At 64.7% G+C, this 16,092-nt stretch carries 15 protein-coding genes; 6 read left to right on the top strand and 9 right to left on the bottom strand.

Features of this window, described 5'->3' with window-relative positions; all coding sequences use genetic code 11:
* The first annotated feature begins 25 nt into the window (after positions 1-25).
* From dxs to ABD742_RS13795, 6 genes are all read left to right on the top strand, one after another.
* Entirely contained in the window at positions 26-1,999 is a 1,974-nt protein-coding gene (gene dxs / locus ABD742_RS13820) for a 1-deoxy-D-xylulose-5-phosphate synthase (protein ID WP_234750120.1), read from the top strand.
* Positions 2,000-2,092: 93 nt separating this feature from the next.
* Positions 2,093-2,653 carry a hypothetical protein gene (locus ABD742_RS13815; protein WP_234750122.1) on the top strand — a complete coding sequence of 187 codons (561 nt, stop codon included), beginning with the start codon at positions 2,093-2,095 and terminating at the stop codon, positions 2,651-2,653.
* Between the two features lie 30 nt (positions 2,654-2,683).
* The gene (locus ABD742_RS13810; RefSeq protein WP_234750124.1) at positions 2,684-2,899 is read left to right on the top strand and encodes a helix-hairpin-helix domain-containing protein; all 216 of its coding nucleotides are present in this window, start codon (positions 2,684-2,686) and stop codon (positions 2,897-2,899) included.
* Between the two features lie 39 nt (positions 2,900-2,938).
* Positions 2,939-3,916 (top strand): aldo/keto reductase, encoded by a 978-nt coding sequence (locus tag ABD742_RS13805; RefSeq protein WP_234750126.1) that lies wholly within the window; start codon positions 2,939-2,941, stop codon positions 3,914-3,916.
* A 64-nt stretch (positions 3,917-3,980) separates the two neighbouring features.
* On the top strand, positions 3,981-5,015 hold the full coding sequence (locus ABD742_RS13800; RefSeq protein ID WP_234750695.1) for a nucleoside hydrolase: 1,035 nt from the start codon (positions 3,981-3,983) through the stop codon (positions 5,013-5,015).
* A gap of 13 nt (positions 5,016-5,028) precedes the next feature.
* Positions 5,029-5,520, top strand: coding sequence for a hypothetical protein (locus ABD742_RS13795; protein ID WP_234750128.1), 492 nt, complete (start codon positions 5,029-5,031; stop codon positions 5,518-5,520).
* 131 nt (positions 5,521-5,651) lie between these two features.
* Here the strand turns inward: ABD742_RS13795 and ABD742_RS13790 are convergent, their stop codons facing one another.
* The 9 genes from ABD742_RS13790 to ABD742_RS13750 all read right to left on the bottom strand — a co-directional run bounded on the left by ABD742_RS13790 (position 5,652) and on the right by ABD742_RS13750 (position 16,020).
* Positions 5,652-7,802, bottom strand: a complete 2,151-nt coding sequence (locus tag ABD742_RS13790) for a 3-hydroxyacyl-CoA dehydrogenase NAD-binding domain-containing protein (RefSeq protein WP_234750130.1) — start codon at positions 7,800-7,802, stop codon at positions 5,652-5,654.
* A complete protein-coding gene (locus ABD742_RS13785) occupies positions 7,799-9,082 on the bottom strand; it encodes a thiolase family protein (RefSeq protein WP_234750132.1) in 1,284 nt (427 codons plus the stop codon). Before ABD742_RS13785 ends, ABD742_RS13790 begins: the two co-directional genes overlap by 4 nt.
* A 355-nt stretch (positions 9,083-9,437) precedes the next feature.
* A complete protein-coding gene (locus tag ABD742_RS13780) occupies positions 9,438-10,790 on the bottom strand; it encodes an HRDC domain-containing protein (RefSeq protein ID WP_234750143.1) in 1,353 nt (450 codons plus the stop codon).
* Between the two features lie 69 nt (positions 10,791-10,859).
* On the bottom strand, positions 10,860-11,525 hold the full coding sequence (locus tag ABD742_RS13775) for a DUF3000 domain-containing protein (RefSeq protein ID WP_234750150.1): 666 nt from the start codon (positions 11,523-11,525) through the stop codon (positions 10,860-10,862).
* A gap of 61 nt (positions 11,526-11,586) precedes the next feature.
* Positions 11,587-12,699, bottom strand: coding sequence for a threonine aldolase family protein (locus ABD742_RS13770; RefSeq protein ID WP_234750153.1), 1,113 nt, complete (start codon positions 12,697-12,699; stop codon positions 11,587-11,589).
* A gap of 9 nt (positions 12,700-12,708) precedes the next feature.
* A complete protein-coding gene (locus ABD742_RS13765; protein WP_234750155.1) occupies positions 12,709-13,440 on the bottom strand; it encodes an SDR family oxidoreductase in 732 nt (243 codons plus the stop codon).
* Positions 13,437-14,807: a DUF6421 family protein gene (locus tag ABD742_RS13760; protein WP_234750166.1), complete on the bottom strand. Its 1,371-nt coding sequence runs from the start codon at positions 14,805-14,807 to the stop codon at positions 13,437-13,439. The genes ABD742_RS13765 and ABD742_RS13760 overlap by 4 nt, the downstream gene beginning before the upstream one ends.
* Before the next feature lie 216 nt (positions 14,808-15,023).
* Positions 15,024-15,515, bottom strand: coding sequence for a peptide-methionine (R)-S-oxide reductase MsrB (gene msrB / locus ABD742_RS13755; RefSeq protein ID WP_234750175.1), 492 nt, complete (start codon positions 15,513-15,515; stop codon positions 15,024-15,026).
* Positions 15,516-15,528: 13 nt separating this feature from the next.
* The gene (locus tag ABD742_RS13750) at positions 15,529-16,020 is read right to left on the bottom strand and encodes a hypothetical protein (RefSeq protein WP_234750177.1); all 492 of its coding nucleotides are present in this window, start codon (positions 16,018-16,020) and stop codon (positions 15,529-15,531) included.
* Positions 16,021-16,092: the final 72 nt, after the last annotated feature.

Here is a 16,092-nt window from a genome sequence, read left to right as displayed (position 1 = left end):
CGTCAATCACCCTAAGGAGGGGCCGTTGGGACTTTTGGAGACAATCCGGAACCCGCAGGACCTGAGCAAGCTCACCAGTCAGCAGTTGGAGCAGCTTGCAGGCGAGATCAGGACTTTCCTCATCACCAACGTCGCTCAAACGGGTGGTCACCTTGGACCGAACCTTGGCGTGGTGGAACTCACCATGGCCATCCACAAAGTCTTCGATTCGCCGCGTGACAGCATCGTTTTCGACACCGGCCATCAGTCCTACGTCCACAAATTGTTGACCGGCAGGCAGGATTTCAGCACCCTCCGGCAGCAAGGGGGCATGTCCGGCTACCCCGATCGTGCCGAGTCCGAGCACGACATCGTGGAAAGCTCCCACGCGTCCTCCTCCTTGTCCTGGGCCGACGGTATCTCCCGGGCCCGCCAGTTGACCGGTGAGGGCGATCGCTGTGTTGTCGCCGTCGTCGGAGACGGCGCCCTGACGGGCGGCATGGCGTGGGAAGCGATCAATAACATCGCCGCGGACAAGCGACGCCGCGTGGTGATCGTCGTCAACGACAACGGACGCTCCTACGCCCCCACCGTCGGCGGTGTGGCAGACTACCTCGCTTCACTACGCCCCACGATCGACTCCCTCCGGGCAGCGCCCACCTACGAAGTGGTGTTGGACTGGTGGAAGAAGAAACTTCAAAGCGGCGGACCGATCGGCCAGTTCACCTATAAGAGCCTGCATGCCATGAAGAAGGGCATCAAGGATTGGTGGGCTCCGCAAGGCATGTTCGAAGACCTCGGCATGAAGTACATCGGCCCTGTTGATGGCCACAACATCCGGGCCCTTGAGCACGCGCTCACCACTGCCCGCAACTATGGCGGCCCCGTGATCGTCCACGCGATGACCGAAAAGGGGCACGGTTACGCGCCCGCCCTCGCCAACGAGGCGGACCAGTTCCACGCCGTCGGGATCATCGATCCCGAAACCGGCGAACCCACCGAAGCCGGTGGCGCCCGCTCGTGGACCTCGGTGTTCGCCGAGGAAATCGCGGACATTGCCGATGAACGCGAAGACATCGTAGGCATCACCGGGGCCATGCTAATCCCCGTCGGATTGCACAAGTTCGCGGAACGGCACCCTGAACGAGTGATCGACGTCGGCATCGCCGAACAGCACGCCCTCACCTCGGCCGCAGGCATGGCCTTTGGTGGACTGCACCCTGTCGTCGCCGTTTACGCCACGTTCCTGAACCGCGCCTTTGACCAGCTCCTCATGGACGTTGCCCTGCACAAAGCCGGAGTGACGGTTGTGTTGGACCGCGCCGGCGTGACAGGCCCGGACGGAGCCAGCCACCACGGCATGTGGGACATGGCGATGGTCCAGATCGTTCCGGGGCTGCACCTCGCGGCTCCGCGGGATGCCAGCCGCCTGCGGGAAGAGCTCCGCGAGGCGGTCGCCATCGCCGACGCGCCCAGCGTGGTGCGCTTCTCCAAGGGCAGCGTCGGAAGTGAGATCGAAGCGGTCGAACGGCTTTCCGACGGCGTCGACGTGCTGGCGCGCCGCCCCGAAGGCTCCACGGAGAACGATGTCCTGATTGTCAGCGTCGGCGCAATGTCCGAGCTAGCCCTCGATGTCGCATCCCGGCTCGGATCCCAAGGCATCAGTTCCACAGTGGTGGATCCGCGGTGGGTCCTGCCTGTTCGCAAGTCCATCATTGCCCTCGCGGCCCGGCACCGATTGGTGATCTGCATCGAAGACGGCGTCCGAGCGGGCGGCGTCGGATCCCGGATCCGCCAGGAGATGCGCGCGGCCGGCGTGGACACGGCCCTCAACGAGGTGGGGCTTCCGGTCGAATTCCTCGACCATGGAACCAGGAGCCAGGTCCTTGAGCGGGTGGGGCTCACCGCCCAACAGATCACGCACGACGTCGTCGCGCAGGTTCTGGGGACAAAGGTGCCTTTCGCGCGGCCCCTGCCAGGACAAGGACACCCCAGCCCAGGCAGTCTCCCCAAGCTGTGAACGGCCTGTTCCGGGCGATATCCAACAAACAGCACCCTTCGACGGCAAAGGTCCAAACAGTACCTGCGCGGAGTGGTTCAGAAAAGGACAGGCATGAGCGGCATCATCCGCACGTATAAGCGCGACGACGAAGCGGTCCTGCATTTCCGGGAGGCTTGGTATGACGACGAATTCAAGCAGTTCGTCATCAACCACGGGGTCGTAGGACACCAGAGCAGTACTGACGAAACCGACGTCGAGGACGAATCCGCCGTCGAAGGACTCATGACGGCCTTTGCCGCGCAATGCGAAGAGGACGGCTATGCGGAGATTCCCGAGGAAGAGCAGTTTTGGGTGGTCGCGCAGATTGCGCTGAAGACGAAGGACGGCACCGACCGCGACCGTTACCTTGAACGCAAGGCCAAGGCCGCTTTGATGAGCGAACTGGCCTGGCGGGGACTGGGTACCGTGGATCGTTCCGAAATCAGCGACTCGAAGCTCAACATTTTCTGCCTGTGCCCGGACGTCAACAAGGCCGTTAACGCGATCAAGGTGTGCATCCGGGGAGAAGACCTGGACTTCACCAAGCTGAGCATCGCTACCGCAACCCATGCTGAACCCACCGCCTTCAAAGTGAAACACTCGCCGAAAACCGGCGCGGGCTTTACCCTCTAAGGACCATATCTCCGCTTCGAAGGGACAAACATGGCGCCCAAGAGCAACTGGCCCGGACATACCCCGCTGCCGAAGGGCTTGTCCGCTCCGGCACGAAGGGCACTCGCCCACGAGGGTCTGGAAACCTTGGAGCAGCTCGCCGAATTCGGTGAGGCGCGGGTGGCGGCCCTGCACGGCATGGGCCCCAAGGTCATGGCCCAGTTGCACGACGCGATGGAAGAGGCAGGAATAGCCTTCGGATCCTGAGCGGCGGATCGGCCACTGCGGGCGTTGTAGGGTGAAACCATGACTGAATATCGCCGTCTTGGAAATTCCGGATTGACCGTCTCAGTAGTCGGTTTGGGGTGCAACAATCTCGGCCGGGCCAATACGGCCACGGAATCGCAGGAGGGTACCAACGCAGTAGTGCATGCCGCCTTGGATGCCGGCGTGACCCTTTTCGATGTTGCGGACGTCTATGGCCGGGAGCCAGGCCTCAGTGAGACCATGCTGGGCGTCGCCCTCAAAGGTCGCAGGGACGACGCCATCGTGGCCACGAAATTCGGCATGGATATGCACGGCGCCAACGGCAACGATTTTGGTGCCCGGGGATCGCGCCGCTACATCATCCAGGCCGCCGAGGCATCGCTGCGCCGCCTCGGCACAGACTGGATTGACCTGTACCAATACCACACGCCGGACCCTCTCACCCCGGTTGACGAGACCCTCGCCGCCCTCGATGACCTCGTGACAAGCGGCAAGGTCCGGTACCTCGGCCATTCCAACCGTGCAGGTTGGCAGATCGCCGAAGCCGAATACGTCGCCCGGATGCAGGGCGGTGCGCGGTTCATTTCGACGCAAAACCACTACAACTTGCTGGACCGCCGCGCGGAACTCGAAGTGCTGCCGGCCGCCCGGGCTTTCGGGCTCGGTGTCCTGCCGTATTTCCCCCTGGCGAACGGCCTCCTGACGGGCAAGTATGCTCCAGGCAACGCCCCGGAAGGATCTCGCCTCAGCCACACGCGGACCAACATGGTCAACGACGCCGACTGGGTCCAGCTGGGCCGCTTCAGCCAATTCGCCAAAGAGCGGGACCTGAACGAATTGCAGCTGGCCTTCTCCTGGCTGGCGGCCCAGCCCGCAGTCAGCAGCGTGATTGCGGGAGCCACCCGCCCGGAGCAAATCGCCGAGAACGCGAAGGCGGTGCGCTGGGTGCCCACGGCAGAAGAACGCGCCGAAATGGACGACATCTTCCCGCGCACGCCCAAGGTCGCCCTCTTCTAAGGAGCGTTCCTTGAGCGGGGAGCAGGCAGCGGCTGCATGCCAGCGCGAGCCCGTGAGCTTGGTCATGGACTGCGACACGGGAATCGACGACGCCCTCGCACTGGCCTACCTCTGCAGCCAGCCGCATGTGGAGCTGGTAGCCGTGAGCAGCACTCCGGGCAACGTCGCGGCAGAGCAAGTGGCACGCAACAACCTGTCGCTGCTCGAGTTGTGCGGCCGCCCCGACGTGCCCGTTGCCATCGGTGCCCGGGCTCCGCTGCGGATCCCGCTGACCACCACTCCGGAAACCCACGGGCCCCAAGGCGTCGGCTACGCCGAGCTGCCGGAACCGCACGGAAAAGTGCACGACGTCGACGCCGTCGAGCTCTGGGTCGAAGCGGCCCGGTCACGGCCGGGGGAGCTGACCGCCCTGCTGACGGCGCCCCTCACCAACTTCGCCCTCGCCCTGCGGGCCGAGCCGCGGCTACCGGAGCTGCTGCGCGGCGTCGTGATCATGGGTGGCAGCTACTACTATCAGGGCAACACGACACCCACTGCCGAATGGAACACCCACGTTGATCCGCACGCAGCGGCCGAGGTGTTTGCGGCCTTCTCCGGACTTCCTGAGGAACGCCTGCCGGTGGTGTGCGCCCTGGAGACCACGGAACGGATCGAACTGACACCTGAACACGTGGCCGCCCTGGCTTCCGAGGCGGGTTGCACCGAGCCGGAACTTGTCCTTCCGGAGCAGCCGGAGGGGCGGCGCAGCATGGCTTCGAACGAACTCGTGCGGCACGTCAGCGATATGCTCCGCTTCTATTTCGAGTTCCATCGCCGTTACGGCCAGGGCTACGTGGCGCACATCCACGACTATTTCGCCGCGTCCGTCGCCGCCGGAACCGCCAGGTACGGCACCCGCACAGCAACAGTCCACGTCGAGACGGCGGCCCCGAGGCTCATCGGAACCACCGTGGCGGACTTCCGCGGACTGTGGGGCGAGCCTCCCAATGCGCGCATCGTCTCGGAGAACCACCCAGGGGAGGCCTTTGCCGAATTGGTGAGCTCTTTGGGCGGCCTTGCCCGGAGGCTGCCGGACACTACCGGATGGGAACGTCCCTGAAACGAGGTGGAACATGACGGATCCGTTGGCGGCCCCGCCGCGCTGGCGCCACCACCTCAAACGCGCTTCCAGTGCAGGACGCGACGTGATTGTCGACGCGACGCGCTGGAAACGGGTCGAGATCAACGTGGTCCACGTCCTGACCGCGGGCCTCTCACTCGGGGTCCCGATTGTTTTGGGGATCGTCCGTGGTGACATCGGGGCGGGAATGGTTGCCGCGCTGGGCGCGTTGCTCGTCTCCGGCAGCGGTCACGTGGGCGGCCTGAAATACAGATCCGCGGACCTGCTCAATACCTCCCTGGCCGGAGCCGGCGGAGCAGCGGCGGGCATGCTGAGCAGTGCCATGCAACCGTGGAGCGGTATCCTGATCGTCGCTCTCGCTGCCATCGCCACCGTCTTTGGCGGTCTTAGGCCGAGCGCAGCCAAGGCAAGCACTCAAGCCATCGTCTTCATGATTATCGGTGCGTCCCTCCCCTCAAGTGCCGTGCCGATTGACGCCCACTGATCGACACCACCCTTGGCTGCATCATTTCGCTGGTCATCGGCTATGCCGCCTGGCGTCGCGCACGGCAGGCGGCATAGCCGAATTCACCGCCGGCCGGGACGGGAAATCGTCCCGCGGCAGGCGCCGGAAAGCTACCCGGCTACCGGCTTCGAAGCGATCCCGGGTGCCAGGAAGCGTTTGCCGTTGACACGCTCGGAGGCGCCCACCCGGTCCAAATAGGGCGTGATCCCGCCCAGGAACATCGGCCAGCCTGCACCGAGGATCACACAGAGGTCGATGTCTTCCGGTCCGGCCACTACGCCTTCGGAGAGCATGAGCCCGATTTCCTCGGCAAGGGCGTCCTGCGTGCGACGCAGGACTTCCTCGGACGTGGAAGGCGTAGTGCCGAAGGACATGAGGGCCAACGTCTCCGCCGGGATGACCGGCTTTCCCTCAGGACCCGGGGCCCAGAGTGACTTCACACCGTTGTCAACCAACTTCTGCAGGTTCTGGGATACCGCAAAACGCTCGCCGAAGGCAGCGTGCAGCGATTCCTGGACGTGCTGGGCGACCGGAAGGCCCACCATCGCGCTGAGGGTGAACGGACTCATCGGCAGGCCCATGGGGCGCAGCGCCGAGTCGGCAACTTCCGCCGGTGTCCCTTCGTCGAACGCGGCAATGACTTCGCCCATGAGCCGCAGCAGGATCCGGTTGACGACGAAAGCGGCCGCGTCCTTGACCAGCACGGCTGTCTTCTTCAAGCCCTTGGCGAGCTCGAACGCGGTGGCCAGTACGGTGTCGTCGGTCTTCGGAGCCCGCACGATCTCCAGGAGCGGCATGACCGCAACCGGGTTGAAGAAGTGGAATCCGACCAGGCGCTCCGGGTACTGCAGATCCTCAGCCATCGCGGTCACGGACAGCGAGGAGGTGTTGGTGGCGAGGACGCATTCCGGGGAGACGATGGCCTCCACTTCCGCGAAGACCTGCTTCTTGACATTGAGTTCTTCGAAGACAGCTTCAATGACGAAGTCGGCATCGGCGAATGACTCTTTGGAGACGGAGCCGCTGACCAGGGCCTTGGTCCTGTTGGCGGCGTCGGAGCTGATCCGCTTCTTGCCGAGCAGCTTGTCCACCTCCGCATGGACGTAGGCGACCCCTTTGTCCACGCGCTCCTGGTCGATGTCCGTCAGGACGACGGGCACCTTGAGCTGGCGTGCGAACAGCAGGGCGAGCTGGCTCGCCATCAGGCCGGCACCGACGACACCGATCTTTGTCACCGGACGTGCGAGCTTCCGGTCGGGCGCACCGGCAGGCCGCTTGGACCGTTTCTGCACGAGGTCCAGGAAAGCGTAGACGGTGGAACGGAACTCGTCCGTCTGAATCAACTCTGCGAGCGTCTCGCATTCCATGGCCGCGGATTCCGCCTTGCCCATGGTCCGGTTGGCCTCGAGGATATCCAGCACCTTGGCCGGAGCCGGTGATGCGTTTGAGGTCTTGGCTTCCACGAACGCCCGGCCCGCTGCCACCGCGCCCGCCCAGCGTTCGGCAACTGCGGGATCCGCCGGATCCACGGAGCTGCCCCGTTCCGGGACGACCTCGCCCGCGATCACCTTCGCAGCCCAGGCAATGGACCGCTCCACGAAATCCGCGGGTTCGAAGATGGCGTCGGCAATGCCTAGCTGGAAAGCCTGGGGGCCGGTGAGCGTGCGGTTGTTGCTCAGCGGGTTCTCAATCATGACCTTGACGGCGTTTTCCGGGCCGATGAGTCGCGGCAGGATGTAGACACCGCCCCAGCCGGGGACGAGCCCGATGAAGGCCTCGGGCAAAGCGAGGGCGCCCGCGCCGGTCGAAACCGTACGGTACGTGGACTGGAGGGCGATTTCGAGGCCACCACCGAGCGCGAGGCCATTGATGAAGGCGAAGCTCGGAACACCCAGATCGGCGAGCGTCGCGTAGACGTCGTGGCCCAGCTGCGCCATCCACAGGCCGTGTTCGCGCTCTTCGAGCTGCTTGACCGCTGAAAGGTCCGCTCCGGCGACCAGGAAGTACGGCTTGCCCGTGACGCCGACGCCGACGATCCCGCCGCGCGCAGCGCGATCCTTGAGCCCTTCAAGTACCGTCCCGAGCTCGACGAGGGTATTGGGTCCGAGGGTGGTGGGCTTGGTGTGGTCCAGGCCGTTGTCGAGGGTGATCAGGGCGAACGTTCCGGCGTTGCCGGGGAGTTCGATGTCCTGCACGTAGGAGTGGGTCACGGTCTCGTCCGGGAACAGTCCGGCCAGTTTCTGGAATTCGGCGGCGCTCATGCTGCGGCTCCCTTGCTCTCGGTGTCGGCGGAGGTCTCTGTTCCGCTGTTGTAGCTGTTGTAGTCGGGGTGGTGCGGGTTCTCCCAGATTACTGTGGCGCCCATTCCCAGGCCGATACACATGGTCGTTATGCCGTACCGGACTGACGGGTCTTCTTCGAACTGGCGCGCCAATTGGTTCATGAGCCGCACGCCGGACGATGCGAGGGGATGACCGACGGCGATTGCCCCGCCGTAGCGGTTGACGCGCGGGTCGTCGTCGGCGATTCCGAAGTGGTCCAGGAAGCTCAGGACCTGAACGGCGAAGGCCTCGTTGATCTCGAAAAGGCCGATGTCCTCGATGCCGAGCCCGGCACTCTTGAGCGCCTTCTCAGTTGCCGGGACCGGTCCGATGCCCATGACTTCGGGTTCGACGCCGGCGAAGGCATAGGAGACCAGGCGCATCTTCACGGACAGGCCGAGCTCCTCGGCAGCCTCCGCGGACGCCAGGACTGCCGCCGTCGCGCCGTCGTTCAAGCCGGCGGCATTGCCTGCGGTCACCCGGCCGTGGGCCCTGAACGGCGTGCGCAGCTCCGCAAGGTCATCCACCGTGGTCCCGGGGCGTGGCGGCTCATCGACGGTGTTCACTGTCCATCCCTGTCCGGGTTTCATCGTGGCGACCGGGACCAAGTCGGGCTGGATCTGGCCCTTGCCGTAGGCGGCAGCAAGCTTGGCCTGGGACGCCGCGCCGTAGGTGTCCGTTCGCTCTTTGGTGATCGACGGGAAACGGTCGTGCAGGTTCTCGGCGGTGTTGCCCATGTTCAGGGCGGCCGGATCCACGATCCGCTCGGACATGAACCGCGGGTTCGGATCCGCTCCCGCGCCCATGGGGTGGTTGCCCATGTGCTCTACGCCGCCGGCAATCACGACGTCGTACGCGCCGAAACCGATGCCGCTCGCCGTCGTCGTGACCGCGGTCATTGCTCCGGCGCACATGCGGTCGATCGCAAAGCCGGGCACGCTGCGGGGGAGGCCGGCCAGGAGGGCCGCGGTGCGGCCGATGGTCAAGCCCTGGTCGCCGGTTTGCGTCGTAGCGGCGATGGCGACTTCGTCAACGCGTTCGGCGGGGAGGCCTGGGTTGCGACGCATCAGTTCGCGGACGCACTTGACGACGAGGTCATCGGCACGGGTGCCCGCATAGATGCCCTTTTCGCCCGCTTTGCCGAACGGTGTCCGGACACCGTCCACGAAGACGACGTCGCGGACTGCCCGCGGCTTGGTGCTGTTCCCGGTGTGGCTCATGTGTGGCTCCTCGTTGAGACATGGATGCCGGACAGCCCTCACAAGGGAAGCCGGTGTCATTGACGGCAATGTTACTCGCCGGTAACTTAGCGCGCAAGGAGACCAATACCGATCCTCGCTCACATATGGGGCGTTTCCGGCGGACCCTCCCTCACATATGAAGGGTTTCGAGCGGACCCTCGCTCAGATCTTTAACGAATGCCCTTGGAAAAGGGCCTATATGTGAGCGGGCGTTGTGCCGGAAGGGCGTATATGTGAGCGGGCGTTGTGCCGGAAGGGCCTGTATGTGAGCGAGGGTCGTGCCGGAAGGGCCTGTATGTGAGCGGGCGTTGCGGAGGGACGCGGGAACCTCGGTCTACGGGGCCGGGGTCCGTTCCTTGGAAGCCGGGTTCCGTGGCTCTTTGGGTTCCTTGGGCGGCAGTGGTTGCGGATTCAGTGACGCCTCGGTGAGGATCGGCGCCGTGATGGCGATTTGCCACTCGCGGGCGCCGAGGGCGCGCAGCTCTTCCGACACGGACTCCACAGTGATGTCCGACGGCGGCCGCCACAGCACGCGCCTCATGTAATCCGGAGTGAGCAGGTTCTCCACCGGAAGTTTGAGCCCATCGGCCGCCTCTTGAAGCCGGGGCCGGGCAGTCCCCAAGCGGGCCGCGGCTTCGGGATCGCGGTCTGTCCAGACCCGTGGAGGCGGGGGAGCGTTGGTTGGAAGATGCAGCGGCGGAACGTCTTCGGTGTTCCGCGCGCCGGCAATGCAGCGCAGCCAGCGGGGTGCTTCGCGCTGTGCGGCCCGCCCGTGGAAACCTTTGGTGGCCAGGAGCTGCGGAACGGTTGTGGGCATGGCCTTGGCCGCGGCGACCAGGGCCGAATCGGGAATGAGGCGGCTGGGAGCAACATCCCGTTTCCGCGCGAGCTGATCCCGTTCATACCAAAGCTCGCGCACGGCAGCCAACTGGCGGCGGTCACGGATCTGGTGCAGTCCGGAGGTCTTGCGCCACGGGTCCACCCGCGGGGCTGGAAGGCCTGCTCCGAGGATGCCGGCGAATTCCTGTTCGGCAAATTCCAGCTTGCCATCCGCTTCCAGGAGTTCAATGAGTTCTTCGCGCAGTTCGGCGAGCTCCTCGACGTCGAGGGCTGCGTACCGCAGCCAAGGTTCGGGGAGGGGGCGGGTGGACCAGTCGGCAGCCGAGTGTTCCTTGGCGAGGCCGAAGCCCAGGAGCTGCTCGATGACGGCTGCGAGGCCCACGCGAGGCAATCCGGCAAGGCGTGCGGCGAGTTCCGTGTCGAAGAGCTTGTCTGGCCACATGCCAAGCTCGGCCAAGCATGGAAGATCCTGCGTCGCGGCGTGCAGGATCCACTCGACGCCGCGCAGCGCTTCGTTGATGATTTTCAGGTCATCGAAGGGTTCCGGGTCGATCAGCCAGGTGCCTGCGCCGTCGCGCCTGATCTGCACGAGGAAGGCGCGCTGCCCGTAACGGAAGCCGGAGGCACGTTCGGCGTCGACCCCGGCGGGGCCGGATCCCGCGGCGATGGCAGCGGCGCATCGCTCCAGGCCGGACAGGGTGTCGATGACAAGGGGCACGCCCTCGCGCGGGGCATCCAGATCGATGATCTCGGGTATCCGGCCTTCGAAGCCGTCTACCGTGATGTGTGGTGTCGGATCAGCAGCCGGGGCGCCGGCCGTGGTGGGTTCCAGGTTTTCAGGGGTCATGGTGCCTTCAGTTTACCGACTCCGTGCGGGGCCGGTCCGGCCAGGGATTCGAGCGGACTCTCACGGACTTCATGTGAGCCGCCGATTAGGCAGCGGAGTGACGCCGGGAGGCAAGGGAGGGAGCCCCGCGAACGTGCAGACCATGTCGCACCATGCCTCCAGATGGGCCTGGACATCTGAAGACGCGGGTGTCCATGAGGCACGGAGTTCGATGTCGATGGTTTCCGGTCTTTCGGCCAGGGTCCCGAAACTCTCGGACAGGATGCGTGTGGCAGTTCCGCCCGCCGCGCGGTACTGGGCTGAATGGTTCTCGAGGGCGTCCACGAGCCACGTCCAGGCCACGGAACCGAGCATGGCATCGTTGCCCATGTCGGCTTCCAGCTGGGCCCGGATATAGGTGACGATCCGGAATTCCCCGTCCCATACAGCCGAGCCGTCGGGATCGTGGAGCAAGATGAACCTGCCTGTTGCGAGCTCATCGTCTTCATCATCGGCCGTGCCGGGGGAGCCCGGGGTGTTCTCCTTGGAAAATGCCATGGCAGCGGGGCCATGGACAGGGGTCCGGCCGGGACGCATCGACCGGCTGAAGACCTCTGCCCCCAAGGCCACGGCGTAGGGGGCCAAGCGGGAGGGGGCCGGGATTTCCGCGAGCCGCAGCTCGCTCCGGCACTTTGCTTTTCGTAGCGTTCCCAACGCATGCAAGAAATCCGCGGGAACCTGTGCGAGTGCGTTCACCTTCGCAGATTATGTGTCCGGGGCGGCGAAACCTTGAAGCCACGCCGCCCCGTCCGGTGCCCTATGCGGACGCCAGTTCGCGCTTGATTGCGGCAACGAAGGAATCGATGTCCTCTTCCGTGGTGTCGAAGGAACACATCCAGCGCACCTCGCGGTTCGCTTCGTTCCAGTCGTAGAACTTGAAGGAGGAGCGGAGGCGATCGGCGACGCCGGCGGGGAGCACCGCGAAGACTCCGTTGGACTCCGTGGCCTGCGTAGGCTCCACACCCTCGATGGAGTCGACCGCCGCGCGCAGCCGTGAGGCCATGGCATTTGCGTGTTCCGCAGAGCGAAGCCACAGCCCGGACTCAAGAAGCGCGATGAACTGGGCCGAAATGAAGCGCATCTTGGAGGCCAGCTGCATGTTCATCTTGCGCAGGAACTTCAGCCCATGGGCGGCCTCCGGATTCAGGGCGACCACTACTTCGCCGAACAGCAGCCCGTTCTTGGTGCCGCCGAAGGACAAAATGTCCACGCCTGCGTCGCGGGTGAACGTCCGCAACGGCACGCCCAGGTGGGCGGCGGCATTGGCGAGCCGGGCACCGTCCATGTGCAGTTTCATGCCCTTGGCATGGATGTGGTCGGCGATCGCCCGGATTTCTTCCGGCGTATAGCACGTGCCGAGTTCGGTGGTCTGGGTGATGGAGACGGCCAGGGGCTGTGCACGGTGCTCGTCGCCCCAGCCCCAGGCTTCGCGGTCGATCAATTCCGGAGTCAGCTTGCCGTCCGACGTCGGGACCTGGAGGAGCTTGATGCCGCCGATCCGCTCGGGGGCGCCGTTTTCGTCCATGTTGATGTGGGCGGTCGATGCGCAGATGACCGCACCCCAGCGCGGGAGCAGTGACTGCAGGGACAACACATTCGCCCCGGTGCCGTTGAAGACGGGGAAGCACTCGATGCCGGTGCCGAAGTGCTGCTCCATGACTTCCTGGAGCCGTTCCGTGTACTGGTCCTCCCCGTAAGAGACCTGGTGGCCGCCATTGGCTGCGGCAAGGGCCGCCAGGATCTCAGGGTGGACACCTGAGTAGTTGTCCGAGGCGAAACCGCGGACGGAGGGATCGTGGAGACGCCCACTGGCTTCCGTTTCGAGGGCAGCCGGGAATTCTTCTGTAGTGCTCGTCACTTGTTCATTCACGCTTTCAGTCTATTTGGCCAGGAGGAGGCGCTGTCCGTTCAGTTCCGCTGCCGGCTTGTCGAAGAGCCCGACGGCGGCCGCCGCCAAGTCTTCAACGTCCGTGTATCCGGGGAATTTCCGCTCTGGATGTTCCCTCCGCATCGCCGCGTCCAGGAGTGACTTCACCACGAAGACGACGGCTGCGCTGTGTTGCTCCACGGGTTCGTCCTTGTTTCCTGATTGATCGCGGCGGAACCCGTCGGCAACGGCCAGGGTCCAGGTCTCCGCGGCAGCTTTGGCCGCCGCGTAGGTGGCGGCTCCGGCGGTAGGTGCGGCGACCGCCGTCGAACTCACCATGGCGAAACGTCCCGTGGGGGAGGAAGCGAGATCCTTGTAGAAGACCCGGGAGACGTTTCTCAGGGTGGTAACGGCGCTTTGCTCAAGGGCGGCCCAGTCTTCGTCGGGCTGGTCTTCGATTCCCTTGGCGCCGCGCCACCCTCCCACCAGGTGGATGACGCCGTCGACCCCTTCCGTGCTCCCGTGGATCTCCGATGCGAGTTCGCGCACGGACTCCAGCCGGGAAAGATCGCACACCAGGGGAGTGACGTCGTCGCCCGCCTCGGCCGCTGCGGCCTTGATGCGGGCCTCGTTCGAGCCGATCGTGAAGACCCTGTGCCCGGCCAGGGCGAAGGCGCGGGCGACAGCGATGCCGGAGGAGTTGCTGCCACCGGTGACGACGACAGTCAGCGGTTCGCCGGTCATGAGGCTGCGGTCGTTCCGGTGATACCGGTGGTTGATTCGATGATCGGACGCATTTTCTTCTCCAGTGCTTCGTAGAACATGGACAGGGGGAATTCGTCGTCGAGGACCTGGTCGGTGAGGCCGCGGGGCGGTCCGTCGAGCGGCAGTGCCTCTGGGCCCTTCGCCCAGACCGAAGCCGGGTGCGGAGTGACAGTACCGGAAATGAGCTTATACGCTGCGAGCCAGTGGGCAGCCTTGGGTCGGTCGATGGAGCGCCAGTACAGTTCTTCGATCCGGGCGCCGAGCTCGATGACGACGTCGGCGGCCTCGTCCCAGTCGATGCTGAGCTTGCTGTCGGTCCAGTGCAGGACGTGGTGCTGGTGCATCCAGGCGAAGAGGAGCTGGCCGCCCAGGCCGTCGTAGTTGCGGACCCGGTTGCCCGTGATCGCGAAGCGGAAGATACGGTCGAAGATGACGGCGTACTGGACGAGCTTCGCGTGGCGCCGGGCGTCGGGGGAAGCGTCCTCGTCCTTCTCGATCCGGACGGATTCGCGGAAGGCTGTCAGGTCGCAGCGGAGCTCTTCGAGCGAATAGAGGAAGAAAGGCATCCGCTGCTTGATCATGAACGGATCGAAGGGAAGGTCGCCCCGCATGTGGGTGCGGTCATGGATCAGGTCCCACATGACGAATGTCCGCTGCGTGAGTTCCTGGTCATCCAACAGCTCGGCTGCATCTGCGGGCAGCTTCAGGGATGTCGTTGCGGCGGCCGCTTTGAGGACACGGCGGAAGCGGGCGGCCTCACGGTCGGCGAAGATGGCGCCCCACGTGAAGGCAGGCGTTTCCCTTACGGCAACGGTCTCGGGAAAGAGCACGGCCGAATTGGTGTCGTACCCGGGGGTGAAGTCCAGGAAACGGATGGGTACGAACAGCTTGTTGGAGTATTCGCCGGCCTCCAATGCGCCGATGAACTCGGGCCAGATCACCTCGATCAGGACAGCTTCCACAAGACGGCTCGTGCTGCCGTTCTGGGTGTACATGGGGAACACCACGAGGTGCTGGAGCCCGTCTTCGCGGTGTTGCTGCGGCTGGAAGGCCAGCAGCGAGTCGAGGAAGTCCGGGACTCCGAAGCCGGCGTCGGCCCAGCGGCCGAAGTCCGTGACCAGGAGTTCAAGATAGGCGGCGTCGTGCGGGAACGCGGGAGCCAGGCTCTTGATGGCCTCCATGATGGTGGCCGTGTAGGCCCGGGCAGCCTCGTGGTGGAGGGAATCCTGGATGGAACCATCCTGGACCTGGAACGCCTGGAGGGCGGTGGCTGCGGCCTTCAGGGAGATCCAGTCCCGGTTGTCCGAGGTGATGCGTGGACGGGTGGTGGTAACGGTGGTGGTCATCGTCAACGGTGCCTTTCCTCAAGAATCATTGTTCTGAGGTGAGCGTAGCAAGCGGCCAGAGTCGCTAATTCAAAAGTGGCCCGAGCATAAGAAACTCTTTCGCAAGTGGTTCCGGCAGCCCCCGGAAGATCCAGCCCGGGGAGGGCTGGCCTTCGGGGGACTGCCGGTAGCTTCGCCTTGGCTTGGGGATCCAGGGCGCGGACGTACCGCCCGGGACTACTGCCCGGCCGGGGATTCGACAAGCTTGAGCGAAACGGAGTTTATGCAATACCGCTGGTCCGTAGGTGTGCCGTAGCCCTCACCCTCGAAAACGTGTCCCAAGTGTGAATCGCAATTGGCGCAGCGGACCTCCACCCGTTCCATTCCCAAAGTACGGTCATGGATGTACCGGACGGTGCCTTCCGCTAGCGGTGCCCAGAAAGACGGCCAGCCGCAATGGGAATCGAATTTCTCGTTGCTGGTGAAAAGCTCTGCGCCGCACGCCCGGCACTGGTACACGCCTGCTGTATGGGTGTCCCAGTACTCACCCGTGTACGGGCGTTCCGTTCCGGCCTGGCGAAGGACCCTGAACTCCTCCGGGGTAAGTTCCTCGCGCCACTCCGCGTCCGTTTTCTCCACGCATTGCCCGTCCTTCGGGACATCCTGGAGGGGAACCCCGGCCAAGGGGTCCGCGGCTTGGAAGTACTTCTTGTTATCTGCAGTGCTCATGCTGTCTCAACGCTCACGAGTCGCCGATAAATCCCGAGCCCGCATAGAGATGCAGCACGGGAAGCCCCAGCTGGTCCTGCGCCTTGTTCGCCCAGTCTGTGTGGAAGGTATCGGCAATCGCGTGCGGGCGCGTGACCACGACGGCCTGTGCCGCATTGAGTGCCTTGACCTTGGACACCAAGCCCTCCACGGGACCGCCGTCGACTATTTCACCCGTCACCCCGCCACCCAGCCCTTCCAGGGCCGCCAGGGACGCTGACAAGGCCTCAGCAGCCTGGGCCCGCTCCGACTGGGGATCAGGTGCCTCTGCGAGCAGATCCCGGAATGCCTTGGCTACTTCAAGCAACGAGAGGTTCTCGAGGAAGTCCACCAACAAGTGCCGTTCTGTGTTAGCGGGCACCAACACCACCAGGGGCGAGTCTCCGCCGTCGATCAGTTTGGCAATATTGACGCGGTCGTCCGGGCCGAGAGGCTCTTCGGTAAGGATGACGATTGGTTCACTCATGGCTACAGCGTAGACCTGAGCCGCGCCGGGAGGCACGGTTTAGCGCGGCAATTCTGTTCTTGCTGTGGCGCT

Source organism: Arthrobacter ramosus, assembly GCF_039535095.1.
Lineage (GTDB): Bacteria > Actinomycetota > Actinomycetes > Actinomycetales > Micrococcaceae > Arthrobacter > Arthrobacter ramosus.
This window is presented reverse-complemented; position numbering and strand designations above follow the sequence as displayed.